This window comes from Rhizobium sp. MHM7A (genome assembly GCF_005862215.1).
GTDB lineage: Bacteria > Pseudomonadota > Alphaproteobacteria > Rhizobiales > Rhizobiaceae > Rhizobium > Rhizobium bangladeshense.
The window spans coordinates 81,298-99,560 of sequence record NZ_VCHT01000005.1 but is presented as its reverse complement, the minus strand read 5'-3'; the positions used below and the strand labels follow the sequence as shown (position 1 = coordinate 99,560).

16 protein-coding genes are annotated in these 18,263 nt (G+C 62.8%); 6 read left to right on the top strand and 10 right to left on the bottom strand.

Translation table 11 applies throughout. From position 1 onward, the window contains the following. Position 1: 1 nt before the first annotated feature. The 6 genes from FFR93_RS18675 to ubiE all read right to left on the bottom strand — a co-directional run bounded on the left by FFR93_RS18675 (position 2) and on the right by ubiE (position 8,017). Positions 2 to 1,099, bottom strand: coding sequence for a DUF917 family protein (locus FFR93_RS18675; RefSeq protein WP_138394304.1), 1,098 nt, complete (start codon positions 1,097 to 1,099; stop codon positions 2 to 4). Continuing rightward, on the bottom strand, positions 1,080 to 2,360 hold the full coding sequence (locus FFR93_RS18670) for a Zn-dependent hydrolase (RefSeq protein ID WP_138394303.1): 1,281 nt from the start codon (positions 2,358 to 2,360) through the stop codon (positions 1,080 to 1,082). Before FFR93_RS18670 ends, FFR93_RS18675 begins: the two co-directional genes overlap by 20 nt. Further along, positions 2,357 to 3,736, bottom strand: coding sequence for an amidohydrolase family protein (locus FFR93_RS18665; RefSeq protein WP_138394302.1), 1,380 nt, complete (start codon positions 3,734 to 3,736; stop codon positions 2,357 to 2,359). The genes FFR93_RS18670 and FFR93_RS18665 overlap by 4 nt, the downstream gene beginning before the upstream one ends. A gap of 109 nt (positions 3,737 to 3,845) precedes the next feature. Next, a complete protein-coding gene (locus FFR93_RS18660) occupies positions 3,846 to 5,423 on the bottom strand; it encodes an aromatic amino acid lyase (protein ID WP_138394301.1) in 1,578 nt (525 codons plus the stop codon). Positions 5,424 to 5,617: 194 nt separating this feature from the next. After that, entirely contained in the window at positions 5,618 to 7,192 is a 1,575-nt protein-coding gene (gene ubiB, locus FFR93_RS18655) for a 2-polyprenylphenol 6-hydroxylase (RefSeq protein WP_064707740.1), read from the bottom strand. Between the two features lie 48 nt (positions 7,193 to 7,240). Then, positions 7,241 to 8,017, bottom strand: coding sequence for a bifunctional demethylmenaquinone methyltransferase/2-methoxy-6-polyprenyl-1,4-benzoquinol methylase UbiE (ubiE, locus tag FFR93_RS18650; protein ID WP_064711904.1), 777 nt, complete (start codon positions 8,015 to 8,017; stop codon positions 7,241 to 7,243). Positions 8,018 to 8,165: 148 nt separating this feature from the next. Here ubiE and mutM point away from each other — a divergent pair, with 148 nt between their 5' ends. The 5 genes from mutM (at position 8,166) to FFR93_RS18625 (ending at position 13,969) form a co-directional block, all read left to right on the top strand. Then, on the top strand, positions 8,166 to 9,056 hold the full coding sequence (gene mutM / locus FFR93_RS18645) for a bifunctional DNA-formamidopyrimidine glycosylase/DNA-(apurinic or apyrimidinic site) lyase (protein WP_138394300.1): 891 nt from the start codon (positions 8,166 to 8,168) through the stop codon (positions 9,054 to 9,056). 23 nt (positions 9,057 to 9,079) lie between these two features. Continuing rightward, entirely contained in the window at positions 9,080 to 9,853 is a 774-nt protein-coding gene (locus FFR93_RS18640) for an enoyl-CoA hydratase (RefSeq protein WP_138394299.1), read from the top strand. Between the two features lie 191 nt (positions 9,854 to 10,044). Beyond that, complete coding sequence (gene rpsT, locus FFR93_RS18635; RefSeq protein WP_064693542.1) at positions 10,045 to 10,323, top strand: 30S ribosomal protein S20; 279 nt, start codon at positions 10,045 to 10,047, stop codon at positions 10,321 to 10,323. 838 nt (positions 10,324 to 11,161) lie between these two features. Continuing rightward, a complete protein-coding gene (gene dnaA, locus FFR93_RS18630; RefSeq protein ID WP_138394497.1) occupies positions 11,162 to 12,712 on the top strand; it encodes a chromosomal replication initiator protein DnaA in 1,551 nt (516 codons plus the stop codon). A 174-nt stretch (positions 12,713 to 12,886) separates the two neighbouring features. Continuing rightward, positions 12,887 to 13,969 carry a saccharopine dehydrogenase C-terminal domain-containing protein gene (locus FFR93_RS18625; protein ID WP_138394298.1) on the top strand — a complete coding sequence of 361 codons (1,083 nt, stop codon included), beginning with the start codon at positions 12,887 to 12,889 and terminating at the stop codon, positions 13,967 to 13,969. 65 nt (positions 13,970 to 14,034) lie between these two features. On the opposite strand, the gene hemW is transcribed toward FFR93_RS18625, so the two are convergent. From hemW to rph, 4 genes are read right to left on the bottom strand one after another with little or no spacing between them, the layout of a single operon-like run. Next, the gene (gene hemW, locus FFR93_RS18620; RefSeq protein ID WP_138394297.1) at positions 14,035 to 15,237 is read right to left on the bottom strand and encodes a radical SAM family heme chaperone HemW; all 1,203 of its coding nucleotides are present in this window, start codon (positions 15,235 to 15,237) and stop codon (positions 14,035 to 14,037) included. Between the two features lie 7 nt (positions 15,238 to 15,244). Then, a complete protein-coding gene (gene rdgB / locus FFR93_RS18615) occupies positions 15,245 to 15,889 on the bottom strand; it encodes an RdgB/HAM1 family non-canonical purine NTP pyrophosphatase (RefSeq protein WP_064707745.1) in 645 nt (214 codons plus the stop codon). Then, the gene (locus tag FFR93_RS18610) at positions 15,890 to 16,315 is read right to left on the bottom strand and encodes a VOC family protein (protein ID WP_138394296.1); all 426 of its coding nucleotides are present in this window, start codon (positions 16,313 to 16,315) and stop codon (positions 15,890 to 15,892) included. It lies immediately after the preceding gene. Then, positions 16,312 to 17,031 carry a ribonuclease PH gene (gene rph / locus FFR93_RS18605; RefSeq protein WP_138394295.1) on the bottom strand — a complete coding sequence of 240 codons (720 nt, stop codon included), beginning with the start codon at positions 17,029 to 17,031 and terminating at the stop codon, positions 16,312 to 16,314. The genes FFR93_RS18610 and rph overlap by 4 nt, the downstream gene beginning before the upstream one ends. Before the next feature lie 124 nt (positions 17,032 to 17,155). Here rph and hrcA point away from each other — a divergent pair, with 124 nt between their 5' ends. Next, positions 17,156 to 18,244, top strand: coding sequence for a heat-inducible transcriptional repressor HrcA (hrcA, locus tag FFR93_RS18600; protein ID WP_064707748.1), 1,089 nt, complete (start codon positions 17,156 to 17,158; stop codon positions 18,242 to 18,244). Positions 18,245 to 18,263: the final 19 nt, after the last annotated feature.

Sequence of the window (18,263 nt, the reverse complement as noted above, 5' to 3'; positions counted from 1 at the left end):
CTCAGGCCCTCGCCGCCATCGCATAACGCGCGATCTCGATCCCCATCGCCTTCTCGACGACGGGATATACTGTCGGATCGAGCACGCTCGCCGAGAGCGGAATGATGTCCATCGGTACATGCAGGATGAAGACGTGCATGCCTTCCCTGAGCTGGCCGACGCTCAGCGGCTCGCCCTCAGGCGACAGCGTGGTGATCACGGCGGGGAAGGTCGCAAGCCGCCCGCCACCCGCGTCGTCGACCGCCATATATTCGTTCATCACATGCAGCGTCACGGCTTTTTCGCCCGAGCCGACGGTGATCGTGCCTATGTCGAAGGCCTCCTTGGTGTAGACGACGTCCTTGCGGGCGATGACGCCTTCGGTGAGGATTTGTCCGCCCGTCGTCTTGGAAATCGCGTCGATGACGGCTGATCCGCCGCGCTTTTCCGCCGCGATGATGGCTTCCCCGAGCGCCAGTGCCATCGAGATGCCGCCGAGCGCCGCATGGCCGCGGACATAGGAAGCCCTGAGCGGATTGCGGCAGCTGGCGATGAAACCGCCCGATTGATCGGCGGCGGCGCGCAGCACCGGCGAGATCTTCGCCGTCGCCCCCTTCACCACGAGTTCGATATAACGGTTCTCGGCCCTGTTGCCGCCGACTGCGGTCTGGATCATCGGTTCGGGCGAAGCGGCCATGCCGATCGAGCCCATGTCGCCCGTCGGATGGGCGCGGATATCGCCGACGGCATCGACCACCTTGGTGCCGAGGATCGCCGACGGCAACCAGCCGTTCAGCGTCGAGGATTTGCCGTTCTGGCCGATGATCAGCCCGGAAAGTTTCTCGCCCAGCGCCTCCTGCAGCAATTGCACCGCCTTCACATAATCGACGCCCTGCATTTCCCAGGGCGTGGTGGAGGCCGGCGCGCCGATCGCGGCCGCCGTGGCGATCCAGTCGTCATCCTTCAACTCGTCGATCGAGACCAGTTCCGGTTTGCCGATGGTGACGGCCGCAAGCCCGAGCATCCGCCCATGATCGGCCCAGCCGCCGCCGCCGGCGGCATAGACGGAGCCGCCTTTGACGGCCGCCTCGACGTCTTTCTCAACCAATATGCGTCCCATTGGCCTTCTCCCGCTTCGAATCCTTGTCCATCTCGCGCACCGCCTCGAAAAGCACGGCTGCGCCGAGCGCGATATCGTCGTTGTCGGCCCATTCGTCAGGGCAATGGCTGCGACCTTCCCGGCAGGGCACGAAGATCATTGCCGCCGGCGCCACCTTGGCAATCCAGGCCGTGTCGTGTCCGGCGCCGGAGGCCATGCGCCGATATTTCGCGCCGACGCGTTCGCAGGCAGCTTCAAGCGTCGAAAGCAGCGCGGCATCGGCGGGCGTCGGCAGATTGTCGGAAACCTGGTTCGGCGCCTCGATCGTCACGCCGTAAGCGGGCGCCAGCTTTTCGACGTGGCCCGCGAGCCAGCGACTGAAGGCGTCCATATCGGCGCGGATTTCAGCGCGCCCGTCGATCAGCAGCACGACCTTCGACGGTACGACATTGGCCGCATTCGGCTCGATCCTGAACTCGCCGACCGTCGCGGCGAAATGCCCCGGCGTCCTGGCAAGCTCGGCAGCAGCATTGCGGATGTCGAGCACCAGCTGCGAGGCGGCCACCAGCGCATCGGCCCGCCTGTCCATCGGCGTCGTGCCGGCATGGTCGGCCCGTCCCTCGATGGTGATCTCGATGCGGGTGATGCCCGATATCGCCGTGACGATGCCGATATCCTCCCTTTCAGCTTCGAGCACCGGCCCCTGCTCGATATGGAGCTCCAGAAAGCCTGCCAGATCGGGCCGCTTCTGCTGTCCCAGCACGCCAGGCTCCCCTCCCACTTGGGCGATACCGCCGGCAAGGTCGAGACCGCCGCTCGCCCGCGACAGCCAGGCTTCGGGCAACTGTCCGGTCATGCCGCGGCTGCCGATGCAGGAGACGCCGAAGATGCTGACCTCTTCGGCAAGGAAATCGACAATCTCCAGATCATGGTCCAGTTCCATGCCGTGGTCATGGAGCGCCCGTGCCACCTCAAGCGCCGAGATCACGCCGGCAATGCCGTCGAAGCGGCCGCCGTCCGGCACTGTGTCGGAATGCGAGCCGACCATGATCGTGCCGAGCCAGGGTTGCCTGCCGGTGCGCCGGCCGATCAGATTGCCGGCGGCGTCGATCCGCGTTTCCAGCCCCGCCGCCTTCATCCGCGCCTCGATATAGGCCCGGCCTTCCAGAAAGAGCGGCGTGAAGGCCCGCCGCGTCCAGGGGTGCCCCGGCTCGGTGATGTGGGCAAGCGCCTCGATATCTTCAGCGATCCGGCCGGCATTAACCGGAAGATTACGGTTCATGCGGTTGCTCCCGAAATGACCTGGCGCGGCGGCGGCCGGACGAACCGGCCAGTGCCGGGCTCTGCCAGCACCTTCCCGCCCTCGGCGATCTTTTCGCCGCGCAGATAGGTGGCGGAGACGGTCCAGGGCAGGCGAATGCCCTTATAGGGGCTCCAGCCGACGACATTATTGCCGCTCGCAGACGCATCGTAGATGCTTTCCCGCGGCTCCAGCACCGTAATATCGGCGTCCTTGCCTGATGTCAGCGCCCCTTTGATGTGGTCGAGCCGGAAATGCTTGGCCGGATTCTCGGCCATCAGCCGCGCGGCCCACGTCAGGGGAATGCCGCGTTCGAGAGCGCCCTTGACGAAAAGCGGCACCATCACCTCGAGACCGGGAACACCGGATGCATTGGCGAGCATGTCGGGATTGGTCTTGCGGTTTTCCGACCAGCTGACGTGATCGGTCGAGACCAGCCAGACATCGCCCTCGGCGACCTTCCGCCAGAGCCTCTCCACCTCGGCGCGCGGCCGCAGCGGCGGATTGATCTTCGCCTTGCCGCCGAGACGCCTCACGTCGTTTTCCTCGTCCAGCGTCAGGTAATGGATGCAGCATTCGACGGTCGCGGCAAAACCGTCGCGGCGATAGGCGCGGGCGATGTCATAGCCGCGCCCGAGTGAGCAGTGCACCACATGCGAGGGGCAGCCGGTATTGGCCCCGGTCTCGAAGATCGTATGCATCGCCAGAAGCTCGGTAATCGCAGGCCGCGACAGGCCATGCGCCCGCCAGTCGGTGATGCCGCTTGCCTTGACCTGCTCCATGTAGCTGCGCACCGCCTCGTCGTCTTCATTGTGCACGCCTGCCGTCAGACCGGTCGGCGCGATTGCCGCAAAACAGGCGTCGAGCAGGGCAGGCGGAATGCGCGGAAATCGTTTGGGATCGGTGCCGAAGGTCGAAAACTTGAAGGCGGCGACGCCGGACTCGACCATTTCGGGAATCCGCGCCGGACCTTCCTGCGGATCGACGGTGCCGTAAAGCGCGAAGTCGACGCGCGCCTGTGGGCTCGCATGTTCGATCTTCCGCTTCACCGCCGCCGCCGAACAGACGAGATTGCCCTCGTCGTAGGGCATGTCGACAATCGTGGTCACGCCGCCGGCCGCCGCCGAGCGCGTCGACCAGATAAAATCCTCCTGATCCTTCTGAGAGAGCGAATGCACCTGCGCGTCGATGGCGCCGGGAAGGATCAGCGCTTTGCCGAGCAGATGCCGTTCGCGCGCCGCCGGCGGGACGCCAAGGCCGACTTCGGCGATCCTGCCGGCGTTGACGGCGACATAGCCTTTTTCGAGAATGCGGTCCGGCATCACCACCGTGCCCTGCAGAACGAGATCAAAGTCCATGCCGCTTGCTCCCTAGACTGAAGTCAGGCCGTTGCCGGCTCTCGGACAGCATCATGTCCCCGACCGAATTAATGTAGGGCAGGATCCGGATTTTGGGCCTTGCCCGCGATCATCCTGCCCGGCTGGTCAGCCGTTCTTCGACGGGCTCTGGCGAGCCGAGTGCAAAGAAATCGTCGAAGGAGGCGATCGGAACCTGCTCGGTCAGTTTGGCGAGAAAGTCATCCGATCCAAGCTCTTCCTCGATCGCCTCCACTTCAGCGGAAAGCGGCCGGTCGACTGTATAAAAGGCCGCATGTTTGCGCACGACCTCATAGAGCATGCCGGCCACCCCCTTCGGTTCATCGCCGAGGATGTCGATCGCCTGGGCAGACAACAGCGCCTCGAGTGCCGCGAGGCGCTTCAGCGCCTGCATCTGCCGCTCGAAGCGTTCGATGACCAGCGGCAGGAAGGCGGCCTCGTCCTCCAGGCCGGCCGCGACGACCAGCGACTGCGCCGAAACGGGGCTGGACATCGACAAGACACGCGAGAAGATCTCGCCGGCAAGCTTGATGATTGGCCCGAAGCCGGTGGCGATCCGTCCCGGCGGTACGAGGTTGACCGGCAGATCGCGTCGCTGGCCGTTGCCGAGGATGACGCAGCGGTTGAAGGCGTTGCGGGCCGCATGCGCCATGCAGAGCGCGGCCGATTCGAGCAGGATCGTCACATCGAGCGGAAGCGAACCGCCAGACGTCATCACCCGCCCCTCGACGACGACCGGATTGTCGTCCGAGCGTCCGGTGGCGGCGAGGATCTTGTGGCCGGTCGAAAGCAGATTTTCAATGACGGCCCCGAACACCTGGGCGATCATACGCAGGCTGAGCGGATCCTGCACATGCGTTGCAACGGGCCAGTCCCATTCGTCCGACGCGTTGCAGAGCCAGGCGCCGATCAGCGCCTCGCGCGCCGTGCCGACGTGGCGGACCGCCTTCCAGGGATCGCGGGAGGCGCCGAGCGCGCCGGCGGCCATCATTGCCGTCGCGAGCAGGATACGGATCGAGGCCGCCGCATTGCGCGTCGTTTCCGCCGCCGCCGCAAAGCTCACCGCATTGACGCTGAGCGAAGCCAGGCTGTCGCGCGGCGCCATCCGCACCGGTTCCAGCCCTGCTGCCCGGAAAGCCTCGGCCGCCTGCATCCGGCTGCCGCGGTAGACCGCCTCGCCGACGCCGGTCAGCACCGCGCCGATCTGCCCCATCAGGCCGATATCGGCGCAGCCGATGGAGCCGGTGCGGCGCACGACCGGGATGAGATCGGCCTCGAGCATCCTGATATAGGCATGGATCAGCTCCGGCGTGCAGCCGACCTGGCCAGTCAGCGCGGTGTTGACGCGGATCGCCATGGCATTGCGCACGACATTGCAGGAAAACGGCGTGCCGGTGCCGAAGTGATGGGCGCGCACCAGACCGAGGTTGAAAGTATCGAGTTCATCCCCCGACCACTCCACATCCTTCATGGCGCCGACGCCTGTCGTAGATCCGTAGACCGGCGTGCCGGCGGCAATCGCGTCCTCGACGATCTCGCGGGCAATCGCAATGCGGGCCATGCCGGTCGGCGAAGCCGAAACCGTCGCCTTGCCGGCTCCGATCGCAACCATCTCGGCAAAACCGAGCGGCCGTCCGGAAAGTTCGATGCCGAGGCGTTCGTGCTTCATGTGCCGTATCTCCTAGAACGGAGTGATCTGGGACGGGTCGCCTCAGATCCGGATCTGTTCCACCGAAAGAGTCAGAGCACGACGTCGCCTGGAATCCTTCACACCCTCGTCATCTGCTCTGATTACGAAACTAGGCGAGCCTTCCCTGACATGGGATATCTCAAATGTCGAACACCGCATGTTTTTGACAAGCGTCAGCTCAGCATCCAGGCAATATAGAGAAGCGTCAATGCGATCACCCAGAGCGCGATCCTGCCCGAGCGGTTGTGCCGCGCCTCAGCCTTGCCGATCGCCTCGGCCGTCTGATCGTCGAAACGAAGGCCGTATTCGCTCATATGCAGCAGCTCGTGGTGGAATTTCTCGGTTTTCGCTGCGATTTCAGGTGCGGCCTCGGCGAGTTTGACCGCCGCCTTCAGCCCGTCCTTGATGTCGGTGACAATCCTCTTCGGTCCGAGATTGGTGCGGATCCAGTCGCCGACGACAGGCTCGGACGCCCTCCACATATTGAAACGCGGGTTGAGCATGCGTGACACGCCTTCGACCACGACCATGGTCTTCTGCAGCATCACCAGCTCCGGCCGTGTCGCCATGTCGAAAAGTTCGGTCACTTCGAAAAGCAGTGTCAGGAGCTTGCCCATCGAGATCGTTTCGGCCGGCTGCCCATGGATCGGCTCGCCGATCGCCCGGATCGCCTGGGCGAAGCTTTCGACATTGTGGTGGCCTGGCACGTAGCCGGCCTCGAAATGCACCTCTGCGACACGGACGTAATCGCGGGTGATGAAGCCATAAAGGATCTCGGCGAGGAACCGTCGCTCCTTCTTGCCGAGCCGCCCGACAATGCCCATGTCGACGGCGACGATCATGCCGCCGGCATCGACGAAGAGATTGCCTGGATGCATGTCGGCATGGAAAAAGCCATCGCGCAGCGTGTGGCGCAGGAAGGACTGGATCAGCGTATCGGCGAGAAGGTTGAGATCGTGGCCGGCCGCGCGCAACCCCTCGACATCGGACATTCTCGTGCCGTCGATCCATTCCATGGTGATGACGTCGCGGCCTGTGCGCTCCCAGTCGACCTTCGGCACGCGAAAGCCGGGATCGCTGTCGGTGTTTTCAGCGATCTCGGAAAGCGCTGCCGCCTCCAGGCGAAGATCCATCTCCACCTTCGTCGTCTGTTCCAGCGTTTTCGTCACCTCGACCGGCCTCAGCCGCCGGCTGGACGGCATGAAACGCTCCTGCATATGGGCGACGAGGTACATTGCCTCGATGTCATGGGCAAAACGCTGGCGAACGCCGGGCCGGACGATCTTGACGGCGACCTTCTTTCGGCCTTCGGGTGTTTCGACTTCGGCCGGATGCACCTGCGCGATCGAGGCGGCGGCGATCGGCTCGCCGAAGCTGGCATAGAGTTCGCCGATCGGCCGGCCGAGCGATCCCTCGATGTTCGCCTTTGCGGCGGCAGAGGAAAAGAAGGCCATCCGGTCCTGCAACTGGGACAGGTCGTTGGCGAATTCGACGCCGACGACGTCAGGCCGCGTCGCCAGGAATTGCCCGATCTTGACATAGGAAGGGCCGAGCCGCTCGACGGCCTGCGCCAGACGGTCGCTGCGCTTCTGATGCCGCGCCCTGCTGCGCTCGAAAATCGTGACGAAGGATTTGGCAAGCGCGACCGAAGGCGGCAGGCCTTCGGACGGCAGAGCCGACACGACGCCCTCGCGCACGAGCACCCAGCCGACGCGCCAAAGGCGGAAATAGGCTCCGAAAGTGCTCATGCTGAAGTGCCCCGCCGAGGGAGGTTCGTCTTTTTTTCCTTCATTCCCTCAGAGCTTCCAGCCGGAATGGAGTGCAGCGATGCCGCCGGTATAATTGGTGTAGGTGACGCGGGAAAACCCGGCTTGGCGGATCATCGCCGCGAAATTCTCCTGGTTCGGGAACTTGCGGATCGATTCCACCAGGTATTGGTAGGGCTCGGCATCGCCGGTGATCGCCTTGCCGAATTGGGGAATGGCGTTGAATGACCAGGCATCATAGACCTTGTCGAGAAGCGGCATATCGACTTCCGAAAACTCCAGGACCAGCAGCCGCCCGCCTCGTTTCAGCACGCGATAGGCTTCGGACAGCGCCTTGTCGATCCTCGGCACGTTGCGGATGCCGAAGGCGATCGTATAGGCGTCGAAGCTGGCGGCCTCGAAAGGCAGCTCCTCGGCATTCGCCTCGATGAAGGTGAGATTGCCGGAAAGCTTCCTCTTTTCCGCCCGTTCGGCGCCGACGCCGAGCATCGAGCCATTGATGTCGAGTACGGTCGCATGTGCCTGCCTGCCCGAGGCCTCGACGATGCGGAAGGCAATGTCGCCGGTGCCGCCGGCAACGTCGAGCACCTTGTAGCCCGGCTCCTTGCGCGGGTTGAGCGCCGAGATCATCGCATCTTTCCAGACCCGGTGCATGCCCGCCGACATCACGTCGTTCATGATGTCGTAGCGCTTGGCGACCTTGTGGAACACCTGGTTGACCAGACCCTGCTTTTCGCCGTCAGCCACCTCGCGGAAGCCGTAGGAGGTCTCCATGCCGCCATCGGCGGAAGTGCGGCTTTCTGACATCAGGCTGCTCCATTCCTTGAAGATCGGCGCGGCGACCATAGCGAAAGGCCACGCGCGACGTTATCACTGGACCGCGCTCTCCGCGGCACACTGGCGCTATAGCGCACATCGTCCTCGGTTGAAACACGTTCGATATAGATGGGTTAAGATGCCGGAATTGCCAGAAGTCGAAACGGTCAGACGCGGCCTGGCGCCGGCGATGGAGGGGGCTTTCATCGCCGAGCTGGAACTGCGGCGGAGGGATTTGCGCTTCCCCTTTCCCAATGCTCTGGCGGACAGGGTTTCCGGCCGCACCATCGTCGGCCTTGGCCGCCGCGCCAAATATCTGCTGGTCGATCTCGACGACGGCAACACGCTGATTTCTCATCTCGGCATGTCCGGTTCCTTTCGCATCGAGGAGGGCGCCGCCTCCGCAATGCCGGGCGAATTCCACCACGCCCGCTCGAAGGACGAGAAACACGATCACGTCGTCTTTCATCTGCAGGGGCCGAACGGCGCGCGCCGCGTCATCTACAACGACCCGCGTCGCTTCGGCTTCATGGATATGGTCGGACGCGCCGATCTCGCCGCCCATCCATTCTTCCGCGATCTCGGTCCGGAGCCGACGGGAAACGAACTCGGCGCAGCTTATCTGGCCGAACGCTTCCGGGATAAGGCGCAGCCGCTGAAGAGCGCGCTGCTTGACCAGAAGAATATTGCCGGTCTCGGCAATATATATGTATGCGAGGCGCTGTGGCGCGCGCATTTGTCGCCGCTGCGTGCTGCCGGCACGCTGGTGACGCGGGGCGGGCGGCCGAAACAGCAGCTCGACCTGCTGGTCGTCTCGATCCGCGACGTCATCGCCGATGCGATCGCCGCCGGAGGATCGTCGCTGCGAGACCATATCCAGGCCGACGGATCGCTCGGCTATTTCCAGCATTCCTTCTCCGTCTATGATCGCGAAGGTGAGGCTTGCGGCACGCCCGGCTGCGGCGGTACGGTCGCCCGTATCGTGCAGGCGGGTCGCTCCACCTTCCATTGCGCCGCCTGTCAGAAGTAACAGTGAGAAACCGGGAGAACAGCATGGCTTACGAGACCTTGATCGTCGAAACACGAGGCAATGTCGGCCTCGTCACGCTGAACCGCCCGCAGGCGCTGAACGCGCTGAACTCTACCGTGCTGAGGGAGCTGAAGCAGGCCTATGCCGCCTTCCATGAGGACGAATCCATCGGCGCGATCGTGCTCACCGGTTCCGAGCGCGCCTTTGCCGCCGGCGCCGATATCAAGGAGATGCAGTCGCTTCAGTTCGCCGATATCTATAAGAGTGATTTCATCAGCGGCTGGGATGACGTCGCCAAGGCGCGCAAGCCGGTGATCGCCGCCGTCAGCGGTTTTGCCCTCGGCGGTGGCTGCGAACTCGCCATGATGTGCGACTTCATCATTGCCTCGGAGACCGCGAAGTTCGGCCAGCCCGAGATCACCCTTGGCGTCATTCCCGGCATGGGCGGCTCGCAGCGGCTGACGCGCGCCGTCGGCAAGGCGAAGGCTATGGATCTGATCCTGACCGGCCGCATGATGGACGCGGCCGAGGCGGAACGATCGGGACTCGTTTCGCGTGTGGTGGCGCCCGAGCGTCTCATCGAGGAGGCTCTTGCCGCGGCGGAAAGGATCGCATCGCTTTCGCAGCCTTCGGTTATGATGGCCAAGGAGGCGGTCAACCGCGCGTTCGAGACGACGCTGGAGGAAGGTCTGCGGTTCGAGCGCCGCCTGTTTCACAGCCTCTTTGCCACGGATGATCAGAAGGAAGGCATGACCGCCTTCATTGAGAAGCGTAAACCTGCCTTCAAGCACCGTTGAATGCTTTTCGGCGCTTCCGGCTGGAAAGCTTGAAAATCCGCGTTGACGTGGGCCGGCTTTAGGGTTATATGCCCGCCCACGGTTCGGAAAGCCGCTCTGGTTTTCCGCGATTGCTCCCGCATTGCTGGATTTGGTGGCCGCAGGGCCCGCGGTAATGGCGGAGTTTGTTCGAATTCTTGAGAGAGGCATCCATGGCCAATACAACTTCGGCGAAAAAAGCGACCCGCAAGATCGCCCGCCGTACCGACGTCAATAAGGCTCGTCGCTCGCGCGTTCGCACTTTCGTTCGCCAGGTCGAAGAGGCAATCGCATCCGGTGACGCCGACAAGGCGAAGGCGGCTTTCCTGGCCGCCCAGCCGGAGCTTGCCCGCGCCGCCAGCAAGGGCGTGCTCCACTCCAACACGGCATCGCGCAAGGTCTCTCGCCTGGCCGCTCGTGTGAAGGCTCTTTCGGTCACCGCGACCGCGTAATCTTTCATTTACGACCTCCTCGTTATGATTAGCCCGGTAATTTTGCCGGGCTTTTTCGATTCCGCTGAATGGCCTCTTCGTGGTTAATTGCACGACTGTTTCGTGTCAACGCCATGACAGGAAAAATCCTGCAAAAACAATATCTTGCGCAAGGATGCTTCCGCACTGCGCGACTCTGCCCCACGCTCGCGGGGGCATGGGCGAGTCAAGAAGATTTTTATTTTTTTTCTTTCTTTGCGTGTCAAAATAGCCCGAAAGGGGAATCTCCTTGATTCAAAAGCGATTCTTTTTTGACGCTGGTGTGACGCCCGAAAAGGGCGGGCTGAGTCAATGGCCGCTTCTTAATTTTGCGTAAAATTCATCGTTGATCTTGCCATTTGATCCTGCCTAAATGGCGTCCAACAGAGGGCGCGGACATCACCTGCAGAGCTCGGTCTTAACTGCCACGTCGGCAGGGCGATAAGTTTGTGCCATCTGTTACGGAGCCCTGCGCTTCCGTTTTTTCAAGCACTTGACCGATTTGGGCCGTAACGTGGCTGTTACGGGCAGGGATGTTTTGTGCCTGCGGCAACCACACGTTTAACGTGCGGCCGCCGGATAGGGGATAGTAATATTGCGTTCGGGCTGGTCGGCCGAAAACGAGGATTGACCGACAGCCTGGCACGGAAAGCCGATGAAGGCGCCGCATGAACGCGGTACCTGCAACGGGCTTCTGTGCCGTGTTTGAGTGAACCGGCAGGCGAGTGGCTTCATGAGGATGCCGCCAGCCCGTCAAAGCGGGGAATGATCGGGCGGCTGTTTTAGCGGAGGCCGGCCGATGGAATTGAAAGGCGGCATTATGCAGATGAATACGATGACGGCGGGCGGGCTCGACAATGGGGATGCGGCACCGCAGACGTTCGGCTCCATTCGCCTTGAGGTGGGAGAAGCAAAGGCGGAAATGAAGCAGAGCATTTTGTTTGAGCGCGTCAGCGCGCGCTTGAAGGCGCAGGTCGGTCCTGACGTCTATGCCAGCTGGTTTGCAAGGCTGAAACTGCATTCGGTATCGAAGAGCGTTGTTCGCCTTTCGGTTCCCACGACCTTCCTGAAGTCGTGGATCAATAATCGTTATCTCGATCTCATCACCGGTCTGTTCCAGGCCGAAGATCCGGAAATCCTGAAGATCGAAATCCTGGTGCGCACGGCAACGCGCAGCGGCATGAAGACCGTCGACGAGGTGGTCCAGCCCGAGCCGGCTGCTCCCGCCCAGACGCGCCGGCCGCCAAGCGCCCAACCGGCCGGTCATGCCGTCCAGCAGGCAGTTTCGGCCGTTGCGGCCGCAAGGCCCGCAAGCCTTGGCACGCCGCTCTTCGGCTCGCCGCTCGATAGCCGCTTCACCTTCGATACCTTCGTGGAAGGCAGCTCGAACCGCGTCGCGCTTGCGGCTGCCAAGACGATCGCGGAAGCCGGCTCCGGCGCAGTACGTTTCAATCCGCTCTTCGTCCATTCGACGGTCGGGCTCGGAAAGACCCATCTCCTGCAGGCGATCGCCAACGCGGCGGTGCAGAACCCGCGGGCACTGCGCGTCGTCTATCTGACGGCCGAATATTTCATGTGGCGCTTCGCCACGGCGATCCGCGACAACGACGCGCTGACGCTGAAGGATTCCTTGCGCAATATCGATCTCCTGATCATTGACGACATGCAGTTCCTGCAAGGCAAGATGATCCAGCATGAATTCTGCCATTTGCTGAATATGCTGCTCGACAGCGCCAAGCAGGTCGTCGTCGCCGCCGACCGCGCGCCATGGGAGCTGGAGTCGCTCGACCCGCGCGTTCGCTCGCGCCTGCAGGGCGGCGTTGCGATCGAACTCGACGCGCCGGATTATGAAATGCGTCTCGAGATCCTCAAGCGTCGTCTCGCTGCGGCCCGGCTCGAAGATCCGTCGCTCGAAATTCCCGCTGAACTGCTCCAGCACGTCGCCCGCAACATCACTGCCAGCGGCCGCGAACTTGAAGGCGCCTTCAATCAGCTGATCTTCCGCCGCTCCTTCGAGCCGAACCTGTCGATCGAGCGCGTCGACGAATTGCTCGCTCATCTCGTCGGCTCCGGTGAGCCGCGCCGCGTGCGCATCGAGGATATTCAGCGCATCGTTGCCAGGCACTACAACGTCTCGCGCCAGGAGCTGGTCTCCAATCGCCGCACCCGTGTCATCGTCAAGCCGCGCCAGATTGCCATGTATCTGTCGAAGACGCTGACGCCGCGCTCCTTCCCGGAGATCGGCCGCCGCTTCGGCGGGCGCGATCACACGACGGTTTTGCATGCAGTGCGTAAGATCGAGGAGCTGATTTCCGGCGATACCAAGCTTTCGCACGAAATCGAGCTTTTGAAGCGGCTGATCAACGAATAGTCGACGGATTTTCCAATGGATTCGACGGCCGGGAGCGATTCCGGCCGTTTTCCTTGACCAGCCTTTATTCTATACCTCCAGCCACCCAACGACGCCGGCCGAAGGCGCGGCGGCTTTGGGATGACGAAGACATAAGACGAAAGAAGCGCCGAAAAGGGCGCGCGGGAGGATTGAATGAGTTTTAGAAAGATCGCCGTCCTCGGCCTCGGCAAGGTTGGACGACTGGCGGCGACACTTTTGCATGAAGGCGGTTTCGAGGTGATCGGCGTCGATGCGCAACTGCCGCTCAGCGATGTTCCCTTCACGTGCCGCACCGGCGATATTTCCGACCCTCAAGTGATCGGCGAATTGCTCGCAACTGTTGAGGCGGTGCTGTCCTGCCTCCCTTATCACCTGAATATCGAATTGGCCCGCGCCGCCCATCTTGCCGGCATCCATTATTTCGATCTGACCGAAGACGTCCCGACGACCAATTTCATCATCGAACTCTCGAAGACAGCCCGCGGCCTGATGGCGCCGCAATGCGGCCTCGCACCCGGTTTCGTTGGTATCGTTGGCGCAAGCCTCGCCGACGGCTTCGATCGTTGCCGGTCGATCCGCATGCGCGTCGGCGCCCTGCCGCAGCATCCTACCGGTCTTCTCGGCTATGCCTTCAACTGGTCGCCGGAAGGCGTCGTCAACGAATATCTGAATGACTGCGAGGTGATAGAGGGCGGCGTGCGCAAGCTCGTCTCACCGATGGAGTGGCACGAGACGATCTATGTCGGCGGCGTCAAGCTCGAAGCCTTCACCACCTCGGGCGGTCTCGGCACTATGTGCGACACTATGCTCGGCAAGATCGACAATCTCGATTACAAGACCATGCGGTATCCCGGCCATATGGAGCTGATGAACTTTTTCTTCCATGAGCTGCTGATGCGTGACAAGCGCAAGCTCGCTGGCGAGATCCTCACCAATGCCAAGCCGCCAGTCGAAGACGACGTCGTTTACGTCCATGTCGCGGCCGAGGGCACGGAGAACGGCAGCCTGCGCCGCAAGGAGTTCGTGCGCGCCTACTACCCGATCGAGATCGCCGGCGCCCGCCGCACGGCGATCGCCTGGACGACGTCGGCCTCCGTCGTCGCCGTCATTGAAATGGTCCGCGACGGCCTGTTGCCGGCGACCGGCTTCCTGCACCAGGAGCATATACCGCTGGATATGTTCCTGAAGACGCCGACCGGCAGCCTTTTCAAGTCGGGCGCGACCAGCCACCGCTGAGGAACGCCGTCAGGCGCGGCGGCAGATGTCGAACCGCCGCGCCGCGAGCACAGTGGTTCTTTCAGTCAGCAGGCGAGATCGGCCACGACGGAATCGAGGATCAGCATGCCCGATGGCGTGCAGCGCAGGCGCGAATTGCCGATCCGCTCCACAAATTTATGTTCGAGCAGGAATTCCTCGCGTTTCGGGTCGAGCTCACGGCCCGAAAGCTGCTGCCAGCGGGCGAGATCGACGCCTTCCCGCAGGCGCAGTCCCATCAGCAGCAGCTCGTCGGACTGTTCCTCGAAACCGAGCCGCTCCTGGTCGAGAATGCCGTGGCCATCGCGCTCTACCATCTCAAGCCAGGCTTCCGGCTTGCGCTCGGTCGCCGTCGCGATCTTCTCATGCCCGCGCGTCAGCCGGCCGTGCGCGCCCGGGCCGATGCCGGCATAATCGCCGTAACGCCAGTAGGTGAGGTTATGGCGGCTTTCGGCACCCGGCCGCGCATGGTTGGAAACCTCGTAGGCGGGCATGCCCTCGCACGCCGTAATCTCCTGCGTCGCCTCGTAGAGCAGGGCAGATTGCTCACCATCCGGCACGATCAGCTTGCCTGATTTGTGCAGACCGTAGAAGGGCGTGCCTTCCTCGATGGTGAGTTGATACAGCGAGAGGTGGTCGACGGCATAGGAGATCGCCTCCCTCAGCTCCCTTTCCCATTCTTCGACCGTCTGGTCCGGCCGGGCATAGATGAGGTCGAAGGACATACGCGGGAAGATGTCGCGGGCCAGGCGGATCGCCTTCAGCGCGTCGGCCACGTCATGCAGCCGCCCGAGGAATTTCAGATCCCGGTCGTTCAGAGCTTGTACACCGAGCGAGACACGGTTGACCCCGGCCGTCCGATAGCCGCGAAACCGTTCGGCCTCGACGCTCGACGGGTTGGCCTCCATGGTGATCTCGATGCCGGCGGGAACATGCCAGTGCCGCGCGATGCCGTCGAGAATGGCGGACACCGTCTCCGGCTTCATCAACGACGGCGTGCCGCCGCCGAGGAAGATGCTCGTCACCGTCTTCGGACCGCTCATCGCCCGGACCGCGGCCATCTCCTTCAGAAAGGCGGCCGCAAAGCGCTCCTGGTCCACCGGCTGATGGCGTACATGGCTGTTGAAGTCGCAATAGGGACACTTAGCCGCGCAGAAGGGCCAATGCACATAGACGCCGAAGCCGGGCTCGCCGGTATCGGGCAGGAGCGCGGCATTGCGCGAAAGGCTTGGCGTGTCGAAATTGCCCACGTCCGACTTATGCCTCCAGGCAGGTTTCGACAAAAAGTTTGAAGGCGCGTGCCCGGTGCGACAGCGCCTGCGGCTTGCCGACGTTCCAACCGTGTTTCTCCTCGCCACTCATTTCGCCGAAGGTGACGTCGTAACCCTCGGGCTGGAAGACCGGGTCGTAGCCGAAGCCCTGCGTGCCGCGCGGCGGCCAAACGACATTGCCTTCGACCTCGCCGCGGAAAAGCTCGGTATGCCCGTCCGGCCAGGCAAGGCAGAGCACGCTGACGAAACGCGCCCTGCGCTGTTCAGGCGTCGTGGCGCCGGCATCCTGCAGCGCCTTTTCCACCTTGGCCATCGCCATGTCGAAGTCGCGCGTGCCGTCCGCCTTCTCCGCCCAGTTGGCGGTGTAGACGCCGGGATCGCCGCCGAGCGCGTCGACGACCAGGCCGGAATCATCCGAAAGCGCCGGCATTCCGGCGGCTTTGGCAGAGGCGACCGCCTTGATCGTCGCATTCTCCTCGAAGCTCGTACCGGTCTCGTCAGGTTCGACGAAATTCAATTCGGCGGCGGATTTGGCGGTGAAGCCGAGCGGTCCGATCAGTTCCTGGATCTCGCGGATCTTGCCAGCATTGTGGCTGGCGACGACGATGGTTTTGGTTTCGAGCTTGCGCATTCAGCTATCCTGTTCGATGCCCCAGATTTTTGCCTCCGCGCATTCCAGGCTGTTGCCGGCAGGGTCGCGGAAATAGATCGAGCGGCCGCCATTCGGCCAGTGCACCTCGGATTCGATCGCGACATCAGCCGCCTTCAGCCGTTCGGCCATCGCATCTATGTTGCGACCGGACACCCGAAAGCAGGCATGGCCCTGGCCGGTCGTGCCGTGCGGCGGCACCTGCAGCGCTTCCGGCGCCGGAGGCTTTACCGTTTCCTCCGGATTGAAGATCAAGAGAACGCCGGGGCCGCAGCGGAAGAACACATGACGGTTGCCGGCGCGGGTGATCTTTTCAAGTCCGAGGACGTTCTCGTAGAACGCCTCGACCCGGTCGAGGTCCCGCGCGTAGAGCGCCGTTTCCAACATGCCTTCCAGCATGGGGTTCATCCCGCAATCGCCTGTTTCTGCAGCGCCACCAGTTCGCCGATGCCGTTCTTGGCAAGCCGCATCAGCGAGGTGAATTCCTCTTCGCTGAACGGCGCGCCTTCGGCCGTTCCCTGGATTTCGACGATGCCGCCGGCGCCGGTCATGACGAAATTCGCGTCGGTCTCGGCCGACGAATCTTCGAGATAGTCGAGGTCGATGACCGGCTGACTGGCGAAAACGCCGCAGGAGATGGCGGCGACATGATCCTTCAGGACCCGGTCGACCTTGATCATGTTGCGGCTTTCCATCCATTTCAGGCAGTCGTAAAGCGCGATCCAGCCACCAGTGATCGACGCCGTCCGCGTGCCGCCATCGGCCTGGATGACGTCGCAATCGAGCGTGATCTGCCGCTCGCCGAGCGCCTGCAGATCAATGACGGCGCGCAGAGAGCGGCCGATGAGCCGCTGGATTTCCTGCGTGCGGCCGCCCTGCTTGCCGGCGGCGGCCTCTCGCTTCATGCGCTCGCCGGTCGCCCGCGGCAGCATGCCGTATTCCGCCGTGACCCAGCCTTTGCCGGTGTTGCGCAGCCATAGCGGCGTCTTGTCCTCGAGGCTAGCCGTGCAGAGCACATGCGTATCGCCGAATTTCACCAGGCAGGAGCCTTCCGCATGCTTGGAAAAATTGCGCTCGAACGAGACCTTGCGCATCTGGTCGGTTTTTCTGCCTGAAGGCCGCATTCTTATCTCCTGGAGTTGCTGACCGCTTCTACGATTGGCGGCGCCTATTTGCAAATTCCCTTTTGCCACGAGGGCGTGTTTGACTATATTTTCGGGAAACATCATCAGCAGGATCGAGAGGTTCATGGGCATCAGGTCGACGTCGGTTTCGGATGCCGTCGCTGCGCTGGACGAGCGTTCCAGAGAAATTTTTCGCCGCATCGTCGAAGGTTATCTCGAAAGCGGCGAGCCGCTCGGCTCGCGCAATCTGTCGCGCCTCCTGCCGATGTCGCTCTCGCCGGCCTCGGTTCGCAACGTCATGAGCGATCTCGAAGAGCTCGGCCTCATCTATTCCCCGCACGTCAGCGCCGGCCGGCTTCCGACACAGGTTGGCCTGCGTTTTTTCGTCGATGCCTTCATGCAGGTCGGCGATCTCTCTGCCGAGGACCGCGCCAATATCGACCGCCAGGTGCGGGCCGAGAGTAGCGGCAATCCGGTGGAATCCATGATGAATGAGGCAAGCCGCATGCTCTCCGGCATTTCGCGCGGGGCCGGCCTCGTCATCACCTCGAAAAGCGATCCGGTGCTCAAGCATGTCGAGTTCATCCGGCTCGAACCGACAAAGGCGCTCGCCGTGCTCGTCGGTGATCACGACCAGGTGGAAAACCGCATCATCGAACTGCCTGCAGGCATCACCACCTCGCAGCTGACGGAGGCGGCGAATTTCCTCAATGCGCATATGTCCGGCCAGACGCTGCCGGAGCTTAGGAAGCAACTAAGCCGACTGAAGGATGACGTCCGTAACGAGCTCGATGCGCTCTCTCGCGATCTTGTCGAGCGCGGCATCGCCGTCTGGGCCGGCAGCCCCGACGAAGGAAAGCCGGCCCAGCTGATCATCCGCGGCCGCGCCAATCTGCTCGAAGGCCTCGCCGGCGCAGAGGATCTCGACAGGCTGCGCATGCTGTTCGACGACCTCGAAAAGAAGGACAGCCTCATCGAGCTACTCAGTCTCGCCGAAAGTGGTTCGGGCGTGCGCATCTTCATCGGCTCGGAAAACAAGCTCTTCTCGTTGTCCGGCTCGTCGCTCATCGTTGCGCCCTATCGCGACGATGACGACCGGATTGTCGGCGCCGTCGGCGTCATCGGCCCGACGCGGCTCAATTATTCCCGCATCGTGCCGATGGTGGACTACACCGCCCAGCTCGTCTCACGCCTGTCGCGCAATCCGCTTTGACGCCATCGCTGACGAAGGC

What these genes read in the sequence shown, in the direction of transcription:
- FFR93_RS18675 (WP_138394304.1), bottom strand. Translation starts at nt 1,099, where the DNA reads ATGGGACGCATATTGGTTGAGAAAGACGTCGAGGCGGCCGTCAAAGGC.
- FFR93_RS18670 (WP_138394303.1), bottom strand. Translation starts at nt 2,360, where the DNA reads ATGAACCGTAATCTTCCGGTTAATGCCGGCCGGATCGCTGAAGATATC.
- FFR93_RS18665 (WP_138394302.1), bottom strand. Translation starts at nt 3,736, where the DNA reads ATGGACTTTGATCTCGTTCTGCAGGGCACGGTGGTGATGCCGGACCGC.
- FFR93_RS18660 (WP_138394301.1), bottom strand. Translation starts at nt 5,423, where the DNA reads ATGAAGCACGAACGCCTCGGCATCGAACTTTCCGGACGGCCGCTCGGT.
- ubiB (WP_064707740.1), bottom strand. Translation starts at nt 7,192, where the DNA reads ATGAGCACTTTCGGAGCCTATTTCCGCCTTTGGCGCGTCGGCTGGGTG.
- ubiE (WP_064711904.1), bottom strand. Translation starts at nt 8,017, where the DNA reads ATGTCAGAAAGCCGCACTTCCGCCGATGGCGGCATGGAGACCTCCTAC.
- mutM (WP_138394300.1), top strand. Translation starts at nt 8,166, where the DNA reads ATGCCGGAATTGCCAGAAGTCGAAACGGTCAGACGCGGCCTGGCGCCG.
- FFR93_RS18640 (WP_138394299.1), top strand. Translation starts at nt 9,080, where the DNA reads ATGGCTTACGAGACCTTGATCGTCGAAACACGAGGCAATGTCGGCCTC.
- rpsT (WP_064693542.1), top strand. Translation starts at nt 10,045, where the DNA reads ATGGCCAATACAACTTCGGCGAAAAAAGCGACCCGCAAGATCGCCCGC.
- dnaA (WP_138394497.1), top strand. Translation starts at nt 11,162, where the DNA reads ATGCAGATGAATACGATGACGGCGGGCGGGCTCGACAATGGGGATGCG.
- FFR93_RS18625 (WP_138394298.1), top strand. Translation starts at nt 12,887, where the DNA reads ATGAGTTTTAGAAAGATCGCCGTCCTCGGCCTCGGCAAGGTTGGACGA.
- rdgB (WP_064707745.1), bottom strand. Translation starts at nt 15,889, where the DNA reads ATGCGCAAGCTCGAAACCAAAACCATCGTCGTCGCCAGCCACAATGCT.
- FFR93_RS18610 (WP_138394296.1), bottom strand. Translation starts at nt 16,315, where the DNA reads ATGAACCCCATGCTGGAAGGCATGTTGGAAACGGCGCTCTACGCGCGG.
- rph (WP_138394295.1), bottom strand. Translation starts at nt 17,031, where the DNA reads ATGCGGCCTTCAGGCAGAAAAACCGACCAGATGCGCAAGGTCTCGTTC.
- hrcA (WP_064707748.1), top strand. Translation starts at nt 17,156, where the DNA reads ATGGGCATCAGGTCGACGTCGGTTTCGGATGCCGTCGCTGCGCTGGAC.